The sequence below is a fragment of the Muricomes intestini genome (genome assembly GCF_004346165.1).
Classification (GTDB): Bacteria; Bacillota; Clostridia; order Lachnospirales; family Lachnospiraceae; genus Muricomes; species Muricomes intestini.
Map to the genome: position 1 here is coordinate 25,354 of NZ_SLZZ01000010.1, position 17,900 is coordinate 43,253.

General features: G+C 45.3%; 15 protein-coding genes and 1 other RNA gene. 14 read left to right on the forward strand and 2 right to left on the reverse strand.

Annotated features, from left to right (window positions below):
• Nucleotides 1–74: 74 nt before the first annotated feature.
• The gene (locus EDD59_RS08415) at nucleotides 75–2,525 is read right to left on the reverse strand and encodes a DUF6128 domain-containing protein (RefSeq protein ID WP_132380924.1); all 2,451 of its coding nucleotides are present in this window, start codon (nucleotides 2,523–2,525) and stop codon (nucleotides 75–77) included.
• 124 nt (nucleotides 2,526–2,649) lie between these two features.
• On the opposite strand from EDD59_RS08415, the gene tadA reads away from it, so the two are divergent.
• Nucleotides 2,650–3,129, forward strand: a complete 480-nt coding sequence (tadA, locus tag EDD59_RS08420; protein ID WP_132380926.1) for a tRNA adenosine(34) deaminase TadA — start codon at nucleotides 2,650–2,652, stop codon at nucleotides 3,127–3,129.
• 7 nt (nucleotides 3,130–3,136) lie between these two features.
• Here the strand turns inward: tadA and ffs are convergent.
• An RNA gene (gene ffs, locus EDD59_RS08425) (signal recognition particle sRNA large type) lies at nucleotides 3,137–3,399 on the reverse strand.
• Nucleotides 3,400–3,455: 56 nt separating this feature from the next.
• Between ffs and EDD59_RS08430 the strand changes: the two genes are divergently transcribed.
• The 13 genes from EDD59_RS08430 (at nucleotide 3,456) to EDD59_RS08490 (ending at nucleotide 17,896) form a co-directional block, all read left to right on the forward strand.
• Nucleotides 3,456–5,162 (forward strand): B12-binding domain-containing radical SAM protein, encoded by a 1,707-nt coding sequence (locus EDD59_RS08430; protein WP_132380928.1) that lies wholly within the window; start codon nucleotides 3,456–3,458, stop codon nucleotides 5,160–5,162.
• Between the two features lie 301 nt (nucleotides 5,163–5,463).
• Nucleotides 5,464–6,978 carry a VanW family protein gene (locus EDD59_RS08435; RefSeq protein WP_132380930.1) on the forward strand — a complete coding sequence of 505 codons (1,515 nt, stop codon included), beginning with the start codon at nucleotides 5,464–5,466 and terminating at the stop codon, nucleotides 6,976–6,978.
• 92 nt (nucleotides 6,979–7,070) lie between these two features.
• A complete protein-coding gene (locus EDD59_RS08440; RefSeq protein ID WP_132380932.1) occupies nucleotides 7,071–8,087 on the forward strand; it encodes an AIR synthase-related protein in 1,017 nt (338 codons plus the stop codon).
• Between the two features lie 21 nt (nucleotides 8,088–8,108).
• Nucleotides 8,109–8,600 carry an Lrp/AsnC family transcriptional regulator gene (locus EDD59_RS08445; RefSeq protein WP_132380934.1) on the forward strand — a complete coding sequence of 164 codons (492 nt, stop codon included), beginning with the start codon at nucleotides 8,109–8,111 and terminating at the stop codon, nucleotides 8,598–8,600.
• Nucleotides 8,600–9,769: an aminotransferase class I/II-fold pyridoxal phosphate-dependent enzyme gene (locus tag EDD59_RS08450; protein ID WP_132380936.1), complete on the forward strand. Its 1,170-nt coding sequence runs from the start codon at nucleotides 8,600–8,602 to the stop codon at nucleotides 9,767–9,769. Before EDD59_RS08445 ends, EDD59_RS08450 begins: the two co-directional genes overlap by 1 nt.
• Before the next feature lie 6 nt (nucleotides 9,770–9,775).
• Entirely contained in the window at nucleotides 9,776–10,282 is a 507-nt protein-coding gene (locus EDD59_RS08455) for a tRNA (cytidine(34)-2'-O)-methyltransferase (protein ID WP_132380938.1), read from the forward strand.
• A gap of 21 nt (nucleotides 10,283–10,303) precedes the next feature.
• Entirely contained in the window at nucleotides 10,304–12,922 is a 2,619-nt protein-coding gene (gene xdh, locus EDD59_RS08460) for a selenium-dependent xanthine dehydrogenase (RefSeq protein WP_132380940.1), read from the forward strand.
• A gap of 190 nt (nucleotides 12,923–13,112) precedes the next feature.
• The gene (locus EDD59_RS08465; RefSeq protein WP_243117372.1) at nucleotides 13,113–13,445 is read left to right on the forward strand and encodes an ATPase; all 333 of its coding nucleotides are present in this window, start codon (nucleotides 13,113–13,115) and stop codon (nucleotides 13,443–13,445) included.
• Nucleotides 13,446–13,467: 22 nt separating this feature from the next.
• Complete coding sequence (locus EDD59_RS08470; protein ID WP_132380944.1) at nucleotides 13,468–15,483, forward strand: V-type ATP synthase subunit I; 2,016 nt, start codon at nucleotides 13,468–13,470, stop codon at nucleotides 15,481–15,483.
• Nucleotides 15,483–15,959 (forward strand): V-type ATP synthase subunit K, encoded by a 477-nt coding sequence (locus EDD59_RS08475; protein WP_132380946.1) that lies wholly within the window; start codon nucleotides 15,483–15,485, stop codon nucleotides 15,957–15,959. The genes EDD59_RS08470 and EDD59_RS08475 overlap by 1 nt, the downstream gene beginning before the upstream one ends.
• Nucleotides 15,960–16,024: 65 nt before the next feature.
• A complete protein-coding gene (locus EDD59_RS08480; RefSeq protein ID WP_132380948.1) occupies nucleotides 16,025–16,615 on the forward strand; it encodes a V-type ATP synthase subunit E in 591 nt (196 codons plus the stop codon).
• Nucleotides 16,612–17,583 carry a V0D/AC39 family V-type ATPase subunit gene (locus EDD59_RS08485; RefSeq protein WP_132380950.1) on the forward strand — a complete coding sequence of 324 codons (972 nt, stop codon included), beginning with the start codon at nucleotides 16,612–16,614 and terminating at the stop codon, nucleotides 17,581–17,583. Before EDD59_RS08480 ends, EDD59_RS08485 begins: the two co-directional genes overlap by 4 nt.
• Entirely contained in the window at nucleotides 17,576–17,896 is a 321-nt protein-coding gene (locus EDD59_RS08490) for a V-type ATP synthase subunit F (RefSeq protein ID WP_132380952.1), read from the forward strand. The genes EDD59_RS08485 and EDD59_RS08490 overlap by 8 nt, the downstream gene beginning before the upstream one ends.
• The last annotated feature ends 4 nt before the right edge of the window (nucleotides 17,897–17,900 follow it).

A 17,900-nucleotide genomic window follows, 5' to 3' on the forward strand; every position in this document is an offset into this window, starting at 1 on the left:
GAAAGTCGGACATTGCTATACAGATGTTCGACTTTCTTTCGTGGAATGAAACAATATAAATTTTTTCGTATGATCTACATCATATAACGGCACCAGTGTCCGAACTCCTCAGAATCATCTCTCTCATCATCGCTCAGAGTCAGCCGCTTAACATGAGACTTGGTGAACTGGGGGAACCCGAACAATTCTGCCGCCCGTGCTTCCCGGGGACTGAAGACCCCCGGAACTCCAAGCCAGTAGTGGCCGTTCGACTCCACAAGCATCAGATGATGATAATTGTGATATCCATGCATCAGAAAACTGTTGTTGGCAATGTTCCAATATTTGCGTGGGAGAATGGAAAGGTCTGAACGCTGGATTTTTCGCACATTCTCCAAATATTGGGGTTGAGATTCGGAAAAGGAGGACTGCGTTGTCTTAGGTTCTGCCCCTGCAATTGTTGTGCTGTTTACTTCTGGAGGAAGTTCCTCATGGGTTTCCATTGCCGGTATATTGTCTGCTGTTTCTGCAGCAGGTTGCCTATCTGTACTTATGTTTGGAGGAGTTTCCGTGTTCATAGTCGGTTGTCGCCCCATATTTGCAGTTGGAGGAGTTCCTGTATTCATAGTCGGTTCCTGCCCCATGTTACCAGTCGGTTGTCTGCCTGTATTTGGAGAAGTACCGATATTCATGTTAGGTTGTCGCCCCATATTGCCAGTTGGCTGCCAACCTATATTTGCATTTGGAGGGGTTCCTATATTACCAGTCGGCTGCCTGCCTGTATTTGCATTTGAAGGAGTACCGATGTTCATGTTAGGTTGTCGCCCCATATTACCGGTCGGTTGCGTGCCTGTACCTGTGTTTGAAGGAGTTCCCATGTTACCAGTCGGTTGCGTGCCTGTATTTGTATTTGAAGGAGTACCGATGTTCATGTTAGGTTGTCGCCCCATATTGCCAGTCGGCTGCCAACCTATATTTGCAGTTGAAGGAGTTCCCATGTTACCAGTCGGCTGCCTGCCTGTATTTGCATTTGAAGGAGTACCGATGTTCATGTTAGGTTGTCGCCCCATATTGCCAGTCGGCTGCCAACCTATATTTGCATTTGGGGGAGTTCCTATATTACCAGTCGGCTGCGTACCTGTATTTGCATTTGGAGGAGTACCGATGTTCATGTTAGGTTGTCGCCCCATATTACCGGTCGGTTGCCTGCCTGTACCTGTGTTTGAAGGAGTTCCCATGTTACCAGTCGGCTGCCTGCCTGTATTTGCATTTGGAGGAGTACCGATGCTCATGTTAGGTTGTCGCCCCATATTACCGGTCGGTTGCCTGCCTGTACCTGTGTTTGAAGGAGTTCCCATGTTACCAGTCGGCTGCGTGCCTGTATTTGCATTTGAAGGAGTACCGATGTTCATGTTAGGTTGTCGCCCCATATTGCCAGTCGGCTGCGTGCCTGTATTTGCATTTGAAGGAGTACCGACATTCATGTTAGGTTGTCGTCCCATATTACCAGTCGGTTGCCTGCCTGTACCTGTATTTGGAGGAGTACCGATGTTCATGTTAGGTTGTCGTCCCATATTACCAGTCGGCTGCCTGCCTGTATTTGCATTTGAAGGAGTATCGATGTTCATGTTAGGTTGTCGTCCCATATTACCAGTTGGCTGCGTGCCTGTATTTGTGGCCGGTGGTGTTCCTATATTAACAGCCGGCATTCCTTCTGTTGTAGGAGCCGGCATTCTTTCCGCAGGAGGGACAGGTATTCCTTCTGTTGTAGGAGCCGGTATTCTTCCCACTGCAGTATCCGGAGGGGTCCCATTTACGGTAGTAGGAATTCCTCCTATACCTGCCGCCGGAGGCACTCCGGTTATGGCAGTAGGAATTCCTTCTATACCTGAAGTTGGAGGCACTCCGGTTACAGTAGTAGGGATTCCTTCTATACCTGCCGCCGGAGGCACTCCGGTTACAGCAGTAGGAATTTCTCCTATACCTGAAGCTGGAGGCACTCCGGTTACAGCAGTAGGAATTTCTCCTATACCTGAAGCTGGAGGCACTCCGGTTACAGCAGTAGGGATTCCTTCTATACCTGTAGCTGGAGGTGCTCCAGTTACGGCGGCAGGTATCCTACCTGTTTCTGCACCCGGTGCATTTTCTGTCTCGCTCGGTTCGGGCACTTCCTCTCTGATGTTTCTCGTGTCAAAATTTGATTCTTCTGTGGCTGCGACAATAAACTGCAGAGTAGGAGTGCGGAAGAAAAATCCATCTATCGACTCCAGTGTTTTATTTCCGGGGAGCATGGAATCTGGTATAGAAAGATTTGCCGTGACACTTTCATTTTCACAGGGGATTACAGCAATTTTGCGTGAAATAATATCCGGGCTCTGTTCGTAGAATGCGAAAAGGTCAACTGTATCACCGGATTGGACAGGAATCCTGCGGGCATTGATTTTCAGGACAATCGTGTGATAGTTCTGTGAAACCCTAAGAAAACCTACATTTCTGAGCTTATCTTGATTTTTATATTCATATAAATAATAGATACCGGGGTTCATATTACACCTCTGGTCTTGTCTCTCTTTCCATCTAATCTATTCATAGAACTTTTGAAAAAGAACTGGATTTATGGTAAATTAATAAAAAGGCGAAAAAACATCGGAAAGGCCAAGGGTAAGAAGAATGGATTTAGATATAAAATATATGAAAGAGGCAATCAGACAGGCAGAAAAGGCATATGCACTGGAAGAGGTGCCTATAGGCTGTGTTATTGTTTATCAGGACAAAATCATTGGAAGGGGATATAACAGAAGAACCACGGACAAAAATGCACTGGCTCATGCAGAACTTCTGGCAATCAAAAAGGCCAGCAGAAAGATGAATGACTGGCGTCTGGAAGACTGTACCATGTATGTTACTCTGGAGCCGTGCCAGATGTGTTCCGGTGCAATTGTTCAATCAAGGATTAAAAGAGTGGTGGTGGGGTGCATGAATCCGAAAGCAGGCTGTGCCGGTTCGATTTTGAATATGTTGGAAATGAAAGAATTTAATCATCAGGCAGAACTTACAACAGGAGTACTGGAGGAAGAATGCAGTAATATGATGAAACAGTTTTTTAAAGAGCTCAGGGGAAAACAGAAGAGGAAAAAGAAAAAAGACTGATTTTATTACGTGCATTACGCTTCGAATGCATCTCCACAAACGTTACCTTGGCAGTTAACTCAATTCAGGCGCCCTCACGGCACCCGGAAGGTTCTGCTTAGTGCTGCTTCGTTCCCGACCTGACACGATTCACAGATTTCCGTCGCGTAAGACCCAAATCTCAACGCCACTTTCCAAGGGCAGCTTTGTAAATCAGCACCCTCCGCGTAATATCACCCCTGCTATAGCGGATTGCAGGTACAAGGTACCGCTAGCACCCCGGCTGCACGGAACTTAATTTTACATTGTTTTTACCCATATGTCAACGGATAGGAGAATTTAATTTTATGAAGGTTTTATTAACAGCGGTCAATGCTAAATATATACATTCTAATCTGGCAGTCTATAGTCTCAAGGGCTATGCGTCAGAGTATAGCGAGAATATAGGTATTTCAGAGTATACAATCAATCAGGGGACAGATGAGATTCTGGCAGATATCTACAGACAGGCTCCGGAGGTATTGTGCTTCTCCTGTTATGTGTGGAATGCAATCTATGTAAGACAGCTTATCACAGAAATAAAAAAAGTCCTGCCCCATGTCCATATCTGGATCGGAGGGCCGGAGGTTTCCTACAATGCGCTGGATTTTTTAAAAAGACATCCCCAGGTGGAAGGAGTCATGCGCGGAGAAGGAGAGGAAACGTTTCTTGAGCTGATGCATTATTTTACTGGAAAGATAACCGGGCTGGAAAATGTGAAAGGGATTGTGTACCGCAGGCCGGGGGATGTTGACACTGAACCGGTGATTGTGGAAAACCCCTGGAGACCGGCAATGGATATGGATAAGCTTCCTTTTGTGTACTATCATAATCTGGAAAAGTTTGAGAATAAGATTATTTATTATGAATCCGGAAGAGGTTGTCCGTTTACATGTAGCTATTGCCTTTCTTCTATTGACAGGTGCCTTCGTTTTCGGAGTCTGCAATTAGTAAAGAAAGAACTGCAGTTTTTTATAGATTCTGGAGTTCCTCAGGTAAAGTTTGTAGACAGAACTTTTAATTGCAGCCATAAACATGCAATGGGTGTCTGGTCTTATCTTGCTGAACATGACAAAGGAAAAACCAACTTTCATTTTGAGGTGGCGGCAGACCTGCTGAGTGAGGAGGAACTGGAGCTTATAGAGTCCATGCGTCCGGGTTTGATTCAGCTGGAAATAGGAGTGCAGTCTACGAATCCGGATACAATACGGGAAATCCGGCGTGTTATGAAATTTGATAAAGTCAGTAAGTGTGTAAGCCGTGTAAGGGCAGGAGAAAATGTTCACCAGCACCTGGATTTGATAGCAGGGCTTCCATATGAAGACTATGAAAGTTTTCGTCATTCTTTCAACGATGTTTATGCTCTGAGACCTGACCAGCTTCAATTGGGTTTCTTGAAGGTGCTGAAAGGCTCCCATATGCATGAGATGGCCGGGGAATATCAGCTTCAATATCAGGATAGGCCGCCCTTTGAGGTTTTGTCCACAAGCTGGCTGCCCTATAGTGATGTGATACGTTTAAAAGGTATAGAGGAAATGGTGGAGGTATATTATAACAGCGGCCAGTTCACGAACACACTGCTGTTGTTGGAAAGAGCTTTTCCCAATGCTTTTGCCATGTATGAGGAGCTCAGCGGATATTATAAAAAAAATGACTTGAATATGGTAAACCATTCCCGGATTGCCAGATATGAGATACTGTTTGATTTTGCGGCAGAGAGTGATGTGATGAATAAGAAAACGTATCGGGAACTACTCACCGTGGATCTATATCTGCGGGATAATGTGAAAAACAGGCCTGCCTTTGCGGGGGAGCCCACTGTAACAAAGGAGGAGGCCGCCAAATTTTACACCGAGGAAGCCGCTTGGCATAATTATCTCAAAGGATATGAAGCTTATGACAAACGCCAGATGCGTAAGATGACCCATTTGGAGAAAATAAATGGCAGGCTTTTGCTGTTTGATTATAAAAATAGAAGTTTACTCACAAATCAGGCATCGATTTTTTATATTTAGGTAAAGGGGATTCTTGCAAAAATGAAGTAAAGAGTATAAAATGTAACCTACATTGTACTAGTGCATTGTCCCATTGATATTTCGCAAAATAGCTTGTCTGAAAGCCAATGAGACAGTACACTAAAACTATTGAATAACAGAAAGGTGAGAGAAAATGAATTTTTATGATAAAAAGGTAAGGAGAATTATTTCCACTATAGTTATAGTAGTTATTGTGGCTATGGTCGTAACTATGATTATTCCGTATCTGATATAGTAATCATATGGATATATGGCTTTTGGGAAAAACAGAGGAAGATTTATGGGGGACAAAAGAGAAAAACGCAGAAGGACAGAGCGTTCAGAGAGAAGAGCACTCTTGGGGGCCGGTCTGACAATATTGTGTGCATCCGTAGTGATTATTCTTGTAAATATTTTTCTTCGAAACTATATCAGGAAATTTGATGCACATAAAATCATACAGGGGGTTTCAATCGGAAGTACGGATGTATCTGGTCTAACGGAAGATAAAGCAAGGGAAAAGGTCGAAACAGAGCTGCTGTCCTACGGGAAACAGAAAGTAGAGATTACCCTTGAGGATGGGCGAAAAGGCGAAGTTACCCTGAAAGATATGGGGCTTGCTGCAAAGAATTTGGACAGTGCTGTGAAAGCTGCTGTTGACTATGGAAAAAAGGGTGATGCCGTAGATTGCTATAAAATTCTCAAAAAAGCAGAAAGTAATCAGAATAAAAAAAGCTTTCCGGTAGAATATGAGGTGACGGAAAAGCCTGCCGGGGAGGCACTGGAAAACGCGATGGTGGGGGTACTAAATCCCCCCGAGAATGCACGGGTGACCCAGGAGGATTCTAAGGTAGCCGCAGTTGAAGGGAAGCAGGGAGAAGTTTTAGATATAAAGAAGACGATAAAAAGTATTAACAGGCTGCTTGGCTGGGATTGGGATAAAAAGGGCACAAGTGTCAGGGCTACAGTCACCTATATAGATCCAGACGTGACAAAACAGGATTTAGCAGATATCACAGATTTATTAGGGAGCTATAGTACTTTTTACGGAAGCGACGGCTCCGGCAGGTCGCAGAATATTGAAAGGGGTGCAGCTCTCATTAACGGGACGCTGCTTAAGCCGGGAGAGGAATTTTCTGCCGATGCTGCCATGCGGCCATACACAGAGGAAAATGGCTTTACGGAAGCGGCATCCTACGAGGATGACAAAGTGGTACAGTCTATGGGCGGAGGAATCTGTCAGATTTCCACAACTCTATATAATGCCGTGCTGTATGCAGAGCTGGAAGTAACTGAAAGGTTCCCCCACACCATGCTGGTGGCTTATGTACAGCCGTCTATGGATGCAGCCATTGCAGATGATGTAAAGGATCTAAAGTTCAAGAACAACCAGCAGACATCCATTTATATAGAGGGAATAGTTGCAGATGGAAACCTCACCTTCAATATATATGGAAAAGAAACAAGGAATCCTGGAAGAACATTGGATTTCATCAGTGAGACCACAAATCAGACCGAATCCCAGGGAAAGCGGTTTGTCGCAACAGAAGATTCGGTTGGCAGTTATTATACTCTAAGCCAGGCAGAAAACGGAATATCGGCACAGCTTGTGAAAGTTGTTTACCAGGACGGTGCAGAACAGAGCCGGGAGGTTATAAATTACAGTGAATATGTTCCTTCAAAAGAGACAATCGCAGTGGGGACGGCCTCCGAGAACCAAGAATATGCAGATAAGATTAATAATGCAGTCCAGACCCAGGACGAGACTCAGATTATGAAAGCAATTCAGGCAGTCACGGGGCAGGCAGCAGGATAAGGTAACGATTCAAAACCAAACTCAAAAACCTACAGTTTTCTCACTGTTTGGCTCTCGCCAAATAGTGAGAAAATAAGAAAGGCACATAAAATATGAAGGTCGGAAATATATCTCAGACCGTGTGGAACAGGTCGGTGTGCAGACAACTACATATTGAGGAAGATGAAATCTTTTTTCCTCCATCCCTGGAAGAACCTTGTTCCGCTTTTTGCCTTCCTGCAGAACAGGAGAAAAGTAAAAAGCGGAAGAGAGTTGTCATATACACTAATGCTGAGGTCTTTGGAGATGCTGTGAATGTCGGGAATTTTGCGATTTACAGGGCGTTGAATGATCTGGCAGTCCGGGGGGCATGCCCGGTTAGTGTGTCCTTGAGAATTCTTCTGACACCTTCCATCGTTGAGGAAAGACTGAAAGAGATGATTGTATGTATGGAGGCAGTGTGCCAAACCGCAGGTGTCTCTATTACAGGAGTAAAGGCAGAAGTCAGTCCTGCGGTAACTTACCCGATCGTTTTTGCTGTTGCTGCCGGATATATGGGGGCCGAAAGTATGACTCGTGCCTCCGAGGCCCTTCCGGGACAGGAACTTGTATTGTGTGGGTATGCAGGGCTGGAGGGCACCTTAAGGATTCTTGCAGAGCAAAAAGATGAACTTGCCAAGAGATTTGTTCCGGCATTTATCCGCAAGACAAAGGAACTTGAGAATCAGCTAGCGGCGCTGGATGCAATTGCAGCGGCCAGATGTGCAGGAGCCTCTGCAATACATCAGGTCGGGGAGGGTGGTATCTTCGCAGCGCTGTGGGAGTTAGGGGAGGCTTCCAAGGTTGGAATGGATGTGGACATGCTGAAGCTGTCCGTGAGACAGGAAACCATAGAAATATGTGAATACTATGGTGTGAATCCATATCAACTGACATCTGCGGGATGTATACTTATGACATCGAATGACGGTGATTCGCTTGTAAAGACACTGGAGGGGGTGGGCGCACGAGCCACCAGGCTTGGGGTTATCAGGCATAAGAAGGCCAGAGTAATCACAAGCAAAACAGAACAGCGATATTTGGACCGGCCGGCACCAGACGAGCTGATGCTATGGTGGGAGCGGGAATGAAATGATATAAGGAGAAGAAAAATGGATGATTTGAGATATGAAATCTTAAAGTATATGGAAAAGCAAAGCAGGGTAAATCTTGGAGAACTGGCAGTTATGCTGGGTGTGGATGAGGTAACAGTGGCAAATGAGATTGCTGACATGGAAAAGCAGAAGATTATCTGTGGTTATCACACACTGATAGACTGGGACAAGACAGGGATAGAGTCAGTGAGTGCCTTAATAGAAGTAAGAGTGACCCCTCAGCGCAATCGGGGCTTTGACAGGTTAGCAGAACGTATTTATAACTATGATGAGGTGCATGCGGTATATCTGATATCCGGGGGCTATGATTTACTTGTGTCAATGGAAGGGAAGACCCTAAAAGAAGTATCACATTTTGTTTCGGAACGTTTATCTACAATTGAGGGTGTGATAGGTACGGCAACCTATTTTATTTTGAAGAAGTATAAAGATCACGGGACGATTATGGTTCCAAAGAAAGAGGAAGAAAGGATGCCGGTGACGCCATAATGAGAAATCCTTTATCGAAAAAAATAGTAGAAATAGAACCCTCCGGCATACGCAAGTTTTTTGATCTGGTAAGTGAGATGGAAGATGCCATATCTCTTGGCGTGGGAGAACCTGATTTCGATACTCCCTGGAGGATACGTGAAGAAGGAATCTTCACGCTGGAAAAAGGGCGCACTTTTTATACATCCAATGCAGGACTCCAGGAATTAAGGACGGAAATCTGCAGCTATCTGGACAGAAAAATACATGTGAAATATAATCCGGATACTGAGACGTTGGTTACTGTCGGAGGAAGTGAAGCAATAGATGTAGCTCTGCGCTGTATGCTGGACCCAAAAGATGAGGTGCTGATACCCCAGCCATGTTATGTATCCTATCTGCCGTGTGCAGTTATGGCGGACGGAGTTCCGGTGGTAATTCCCCTACAGTATGACAATGAATTCAAATTGACTGTGGAGGATTTGGAAAAATACGTCTCTCCTAAAACAAAAGTCCTGATTATGCCTTTTCCAAATAATCCTACAGGTTCTATTATGACAAAGGAAGATCTGGAGCCGGTGGCAGAGTTTGTAAAAGAACATGACCTGTATGTTTTGTCGGATGAGATTTATTCCGAGCTGACCTATAAGTCTGAGCACGTTTCTATTGCAAGCCTGCCGGGAATGAGGGAGAGGACCATTGTCATTAACGGGTTTTCCAAAGGCTTTGCTATGACAGGCTGGCGGCTTGGATACTGCTGCGGACCGGAAGCGATTATTGAGCAGATGATAAAGCTGCATCAGTTTGCAATTATGTGTGCACCTACAAACAGTCAGTATGCGGCTGTCGAAGGGTTGAAGAACTGCGCTTATGAGGTGGAGGAAATGCGAAAATCCTACAATCAGAGAAGACGGTTTCTGCTGCACGAGTTTGCCCGTATGCAATTAGAATGTTTTGAGCCCTTTGGGGCATTTTACGTGTTCCCCAGTATCCAGGAGTTTAATATGACATCGGAAAAATTTGCTAACCGTCTGTTGCATGAAGAAAAGGTGGCTGTGGTTCCGGGAACTGCGTTTGGCGCCTGCGGGGAAGGCTTTTTAAGGATTTCTTATGCCTATTCTCTGGAAGATCTGAAAGAAGCGCTTGCGCGGCTGGGATATTTTATACAGCGCCTTAGAAATGAGAGGTAAGAAAAAGTGCTAAATATTGTGCTGCATGAGCCGGAAATTCCGGCAAACACGGGAAATATCGGACGTACCTGTGTGGCCACAAACACCCGCCTTCATTTAATTGAGCCGTTAGGATTTAAACTGAATGAAAAGGCACTGAAACGTGCTGGGATGGATTACTGGCCGAGCCTTGATGTAACAACCTATATTGACTTTCAGGATTTTCTTGAGAAAAACCCCGGGGTGAAGATCTATATGGCCACAACAAAAGCACCGAAGGTCTATACGGAGGCGAAGTATGAACCAGATTGCTATATCATGTTCGGGAAAGAAAGTGCCGGTATACCGGAGGAGATATTGGTAAAGAATAAAGAAAACTGTGTGCGTATACCGATGGTCGGAGATATACGATCTTTAAATCTGGCCAATTCAGTGTCAATTATTTTGTATGAAGCATTAAGACAGAACCAATTTAATGGCATGAATATGGAAGGACATCTGCATCGGTTAAATTGGGATGAAACAATGAAATGATTATAACGGGGTTAGAGTTTTATGGGAGAGAATGGATATAGCTTTATAGTAAACGGAATAGAAAGAACGACAAATGAAGAGAAAATGTTGCTTCGTTATCTGCGGGATGATCTGCATCTTCATTCAGTAAAAGATGGCTGCAGCGAGGGGGCCTGCGGGACATGCACCATCGTTGTGGATGGAAAAGCTGTAAAGTCCTGCGTTCTTACAACAAAAAGAGCGGCTGGCAAAGATATTCTTACAGTAGAAGGATTAAGCGGTTTTGAAAAAGAAGTTTTTGTGTACGCCTTTGGGGCAAAGGGGGCTGTCCAGTGCGGCTTTTGTATACCCGGAATGGTGATGGCCGGAAAAGCTCTGCTTGATAAAAATCAAAACCCCACAGAGGAAGATATAAAAATTGCGTTGAGAGGAAATATCTGCCGGTGCACCGGCTACAAGAAGATTATGGAAGGAATCCAGCTTGCGGCGGCGATTCTGCGCGGAGATGAAGAGATCGACTATGAGTTGGAAAAAGGCGATGACTATGGCGTAGGGAAACGTGCTTTCAGGGTTGATGTGCGGGAGAAAGTGCTTGGATATGGTCAATATGTCGATGATATGACTGTCCAAGGCATGGTTCATGCATCTGCTGTCCGCACAAAATACCCCCGCGCAAGGATTCTGGACATTGACATATCAAAGGCCGAGGCTCTTGACGGTGTTATTGCAGTTTTAACAGCCGAGGATGTTCCAAATAATAAAGTTGGGCATATCCAGCAAGACTGGGATGTAATGATTGCAAAAGGCGATATTACACGTTGTATAGGTGATGCAATATGCCTTGTAATAGCAGAGACAGAAGATATTCTTGCGAAAGCCAAAAAACTTGTAAACATTGATTATGAGGTGCTGGAGCCTGTAAGGGACATACATGAGGCTGCTGCTAAAGGGGCGCCGCAACTGCATAAACATGCCCCGGGGAATATATGCCAGTCCCGCCATGTCACTCGGGGAGATGCAAAAAAGGCTCTTGAAAAATCTAAATATACCGTAACAAAAAACTATACAACGCCATTTACCGAGCATGCTTTTCTGGAGCCGGAGTGTGCCATCGGCATGCCTTATAAGGATGGGGTGAAAGTATACAGCAGCGATCAGGGTGTGTATGACAGCCGCAAGGAAATTGCAATTATGTTCGGTTGGGATGAGGAACGGGTTGTGGTGGAAAATGCACTTGTGGGCGGCGGCTTCGGCGGCAAGGAGGATGTCTCTGTGCAGCACATAGCAGCTCTTGCAGCCTACAAAGTGCAGCGGCCTGTGAAAATAAAACTTTCACGCCAGGAGTCTTTGTTCTTCCATCCTAAGAGACATGCAATGGAAGGAACCTTTACACTTGGGTGTGACGAAAACGGGATATTTACAGGTCTTGACTGCGAAATCAACTTTGACGGCGGTGCTTATGCATCTTTGTGTGGACCAGTTCTGGAGCGCGCCTGTACACATTCGGTGGGACCTTACTGTTATCAGAATACGGATATACGGGGATACGGATATTATACCAACAATCCTCCGGCAGGAGCATTTCGAGGCTTCGGTGTCTGCCAGAGTGAGTTTGCCCTGGAGTCAAATATCAATCTGCTGGCTGAGAAGGTTGGAATTTCTCCCTGGGAGATTCGCTACCGCAATGCTATAGAGCCCGGCAAAGTCCTTCCCAACGGACAGATAGCAGACTGTTCCACGGCGCTGAAAGAAACACTTGAGGCCGTGAAAGATGTCTATGAGAAGAATCCCGGACGCGCTGGAATTGCCTGTGCGCTGAAAAATGCAGGTGTTGGTGTAGGTCTTCCTGACAAGGGACGTGCGAAGCTGATAGTAAATAACGGAGTCGTAGAAATTTATGCTGCTGCCTCGGATATTGGACAGGGCTGTTTTACAGTATTTATACAGATGGTGGCGGAAACTACGGGTTTACCCCTTAAAAATATTAAGAGTATGGGAAGTAATTCCGAGGTGGCGCCGGACTCAGGAACTACATCTGGTTCCCGCCAGACGCTGCTCAGCGGAGAAGCTGTCCGCGGCGCGGCATTTGATCTGAATGTGGATCTGAAAGAAGCAGGAGGCGATTTGAATAAACTTCAAGGCAAGGAATATTTCTATGAATATTTTGAACCCACGGACAAGCTGGGGGCGGATAAACCCAATCCAAAGAGCCATATTGCCTACGGTTTTGCAACCCATGTGGTGATTTTGGATGACGACGGGCGCGTCAAAGAAGTATACGCCGCACACGACTCCGGCAAGGTGGTAAATCCCATTGCCATTCAGGGACAGATTGAAGGCGGTGTTTTGATGTCACTTGGCTATGCACTCACGGAAAGTTTTCCACTAAAAGACTGTGTGCCCCAGGTGAAGTTCGGAACTCTTGGTCTTATGCGTGCCAATCAGATTCCGGATATACATGCCATTTATGTGGAGAAGGAAGAATTGCTTGGCGTAGCATATGGGGCAAAGGGTATCGGTGAGATAGCAACGATTCCGACAGCTCCGGCGGTTCAGGGGGCGTACTATGCAATGGACCATGTTTTACGTACCAGCCTGCCGATGGAAAACACATATTATGATACCAGGGGCCCAAAGTCATGCTTTTTCATGCAAGCATGAAAAAGCATGACCTTTTGACCCTGGTATCATATTATTCTAAAAAGAAAAATAAATAGATTGATAAAAGAAAAACAACAGGATACTTGCAGCATCTTGTTATTTTTTAAACAAAAATATATACAATATGGACAACAGATATTCTAATTCAATTGTAGACTATTGCTAACATATGTGGTACGCTAAAAGGAATATGGGAAAAGGGGGTGACTGGTGTATGGTGGAAGAGACTATTGAGTTGATTCGAGAGACAGAGGCAAATGCCGAGGCTATTGTGAAGGATGCAGACGAACGGTATAGGATAATACTGGAAGAAGCAAACCAAAAGGCTCAGCGGTTAAAGACAGAGCAAAGGGACACAGTTCTGAAAGAAGCAGAAGCCGTGAGGGAGGCTGCCCGCAGGAGCGGAGAAGACCTTCAGAGAACGGCAGCGTCTGATATTGAGAATGAAATCAAGCTATTGAAGGAAAACGCTTCAAAAAGGGAGCAAGAAGCCATAAGTCTCGTAGTGTCACAATTGGTTTAACAAGAGAAGGGAGGGCAAGAATATGGCAGTATTGCAGATGCAGCGAATGAGTATCTGCGCGTTAAAGAGAGACCGAAAGGTGATTCTGGAGAAGTTACAGAGTATGGGGGTTATGGAGATAAATCACATACTGGAGGAAGATGAAGACTTTCACAGGATGGATACGGCAAATGCAAGAAGCAGCTTTGAAAAAGCGGCAGCAATGGCCGACCAGGCTTTGGATATTCTGCAGTATTATGCTCCGGTGAAACAATCCATGTTATCGTCTCTGGCAGGAAAAGAACTTGTAGACAGAGACAGGTACAGTTCTGTGGTGCAGAAAAGCGACGTTCTGTTAAAGACAGCGAGAAGAATACAGGCTCTGGATAAGGAGAGTGCAGAGAAAAAAGCAGCTATCCTTAAAATTGAAAACAGTATTGAGAGCCTCAAACCATGGCTTTCTTTGGGAGTGCCCCTGAATTTTGAGGGTACAAAGCATACGGTTATGATTCCAGGGGTGATGTCCGGAATGCTCACACGGGAAAATGTATATGAAAAGCTGGCGGAACAGACTCAGGAGCTTGATGTTGACATTCATATCATTTCTGCAGAACAGGATACTACTTATCTGACGGTGTTATGCCTCAGAGAAATGGCAACGGAGGTTGAAGAGGCTCTCAGAAGCATTGGATTTGCCAGGCCGTCCTCAGTAATAGGACAGGTGCCGGCTGATGCAAAATCAGATATGGAAAAGGAAATTGAAAAAGCTGGGGAAAGGATTTCCGAGATTGAAAAAGAAATATCCGACCTGGCGGTGAACAGAGAAGGATTAAAGATTTTATCGGATTATTATCGTGTCCGCGGGGAGAAGTATGAGGTGCTAGGTGAGCTGCCTCAGTCGGAACGCACATTTCTGGTAAGCGGTTATGTGCCGGCAGGGGAGACAGCAAAAGTGAAAAAGTCTTTGAGCGGCAAGTTTGATTGTGTTGTGGACGTGGAGGAGCTGAAGGAAGAGGAAGAAGCTCCCGTGCTTTTGAAGAATAATAAATTCTCATCAGGTTCGGAGGGAATTGTGGAAGCCTTTGGGCTGCCGGGAAAGGGAGAGATAGACCCGACTACAATCATGTCATTTTTCTATGTATTCTTCTTTGGAATGATGCTCTCTGATGCAGCATACGGAGTCATCCTCTCTGTTGTATGCGGAATCTTATTGCTAAAGTTCCCAAGAATGGGAAGAGGCATAAAACAGAATATGCAGCTGTTTTTCTGGTGCGGTATTTCGACGTTGTTCTGGGGAATTATGTTCGGCGGCTATTTTGGAGATGCAATTACAATTATTGCAAGGGTATTTTTCGGACGTGATATTGTAGTGCCGGCCATATGGTTTGTCCCGTTGGATGAGCCTATGAAGTTGTTGATATATTGTATGCTTTTTGGCGTAATTCATTTATTTGTGGGCCTGGGACTCAAGGGCTACATGTATTTGAAGGATAAAAAATATATGGACTTTTTTTGTGACATAGTTTTATGGTATATGTTGCTGGTGGGATTGCTGATTATGCTGCTCCCAAGCGAACTCTTTGCATCTATTGCTCAGACAGCGATTGTATTTCCGCCTGCAGTAAATGCTCTTGGCAAATGGCTGGCTATTTTAGGTGCCCTGGGAATCCTGCTGATGTCGGGGCGCGGACGCAAGAATTTTGGCCTTAGGATTGCTCTTGGTGCATATGATCTTTACAATATTTCCGGCTGGCTCAGTGATGTTTTGTCTTATTCCAGGCTTCTGGCCTTAGGATTGGCTACCGGAGTCATCGCATCTGTAATCAATCAGATGGGGAGTATGGGAGGCAAGAGCATAACAGGTGTAATTATATTCGTTATAGCTTTTATTATAGGACATCTATTTAATATGGCAATCAATCTTTTGGGGGCTTATGTACACACAAACCGTTTGCAGTTCGTGGAATTTTTCGGAAAGTTCTATGAGGGGGGCGGACGTGCATTTCACCCATTTAAAGAAAACACAAAATATGCAGATATTGAGGAGGAAACAAAGTAATGAATGAGTTAGGAATGGTTTATGCACTTTTAGGTGCGGCAGCAGCAGTATTTCTTTCGGGAACAGGCTCAGCAAAAGGAGTAGGAATTGCAGGACAGGCTGCGGCGGGAGTAATATCAGAAGATCCAAGTAAATTTGCAAAAGTACTTATTATGCAGCTTCTTCCCGGCACACAGGGACTTTATGGACTGATTATCGGATTCGTCACACTGTCTAAAATCGGGCTTTTAGGAGGAGGTGCCGCTGATATTTCCGTAAAAACAGGTCTTATGGTATTGGGGGCTTGCCTTCCTGTCGGGATTGTTGGGCTGTTTTCCGCAATTTCTCAGGGAAAGACCTCTGCAGCTGCAATCGGAGTAGTTGCTAAGAAGCCGGATCAGTTTGGTAAGGCGATGCTTTTCCCTGCAATGGTTGAAACATATGCAATTCTTGCACTTCTGATCTCATTTTTGGCAGTCAGCGCAATTCAGATTTAATAGGAGAGAAGGCAATAGAAAATAAAGTGTAAAGTTGCATTTACCAAGAAAGGGAGAGTTTATAAATGAGTGGATTGGACAAAATGAAAAACCAGATTTTGGATGAGGCGAACCACTCGGCGGATAAGAAAATAGCAGAGGCCCAGGCAAAAGCAGAAGAGATTTTAGAACAGGCAAAAGCTCAGGCTAAAGCAGAAGCTGAGACAATCCTTCATAAGGCTGAAGAAGATGCCGGACAATATGCACAGAAGATTGCCTCCTCCTGCGATATGCAGCGGAGACAGGCAATTCTGCGTGCAAAGCAGGGTATGATAGCCGAAGTACTTGACAAGGCTTACGATAAAATTATAAACCTTGAAACAAGTGAGTATTTTGATATGATCCGTCAGATGCTGGATAAATATGTGCTGACCGAAGAAGGAAAAATCCTTTTTTCGGAAAGGGATCTGGCCCGTATGCCTGCGGGATTTGAGGCAGAACTTCGGGAAATTGCCGTCTCCAAGGGCGGTGCCTTAGAAGTTTCCAAAGAAGCAAAGGAGATTGACGGCGGCTTTATCCTGGTCTATGGCGGGATCGAGGAAAATTGTACAATCAAAGCTTTGTTTGATGCCAGGAGGGATGAATTGTCTGATGGAGTGCAGGAGGTTTTATTTTGAATGAATTAGAGTATACCTATGCGGTTGCCCGTATACGTGCTTTGGAAAATTCTTTGCTTTCGGATGCCGATATTGAGCGCCTGCTTGCATGCCCGGACGAAGGTCAGTGTCTGCAGCTTTTGATTGAAAAAGGCTGGGGAGACGGAACCGGCTCTATGGATGCACCTGCGATGCTGAAGAAGGAGGAGGAGAAAGCCTGGGAAGTGATTGAGGACGTGGCACCGGATATGTCGGTGTTTGATGTACTCTCTTACCCTAAGCTATTTCACAATCTGAAGGCTGCGGTGAAACAGGTATGCACGGGAAAAGTAACGGAAAATGTCTTCTACGAAGACTGTGCAATTCCCGGCAGCGAAATGCTTCGGATTGTGCAGAACAAGGAATTCCAGCGCCTTCCCGGGAATATGGGAGCAGCTGCGGCGGAGGCTTATGATACTCTGCTGCATACAAAGGATGGGCAGCTGTGTGATGTTATTGTAGATAGAGCTACACTGGATGCCATTTATGAGGCCGGCCTGAAAGCTGAAGATGAAATTATTCAAGAATATGCAGAATCTACAGTTGCAATTGCAGATATTAAAATAGCTGTGCGTTCCCAGAAGACTGCAAAATCAATTGATTTTATGAAACGTGCGATGGCACACTGCCGGAGCATCAATACAGAACAATTGGCAAAGGCGGCTGCATCCGGTATAGATGCAATCCGGGACTACCTGTCCGGGACATCCTATGCGGAGGGGGCAGCGACGCTTATGGAATCACCGTCCGCATTTGAACGGTGGTGTGACAACCGCATGATTGAGACAATCAGGCCGCAGAAGTATAATACTTTTTCTGTGGGCCCCCTGGTAGCCTATGTGGTTGCCAGAGAAAATGAAATAAAGACAGCCCGGATTATTCTGACCGCAAAACAGAATGGGTTTCCGGAGGATTCAATCAGGGAAAGGATAAGGGAGATGTATGTATAAGATAGCAGTAATCGGTGATTATGACAGCATTTATGGATTTGCTACGCTGGGTCTTAGTATCTGCCCTGTCCGGACGCCAGAGGAAGCGAAGCAGAAGCTGTGGCAGCTGGCCGAAGAAAAATATGGAATCATTTATATTACAGAAGCACTCTCAGCGGAGCTGACGGATGTGATCGAGCATTATAAAGAGCGGACACTGCCGGCGATTATCCAGATACCGGGAGTATCCGGCAACACAGGGGCAGGTGTGGAAGGCGTAAAAAAGACCGTGGAACAGGCAGTAGGATCGGATATTATCTTTTCACAAAAATAAAGGA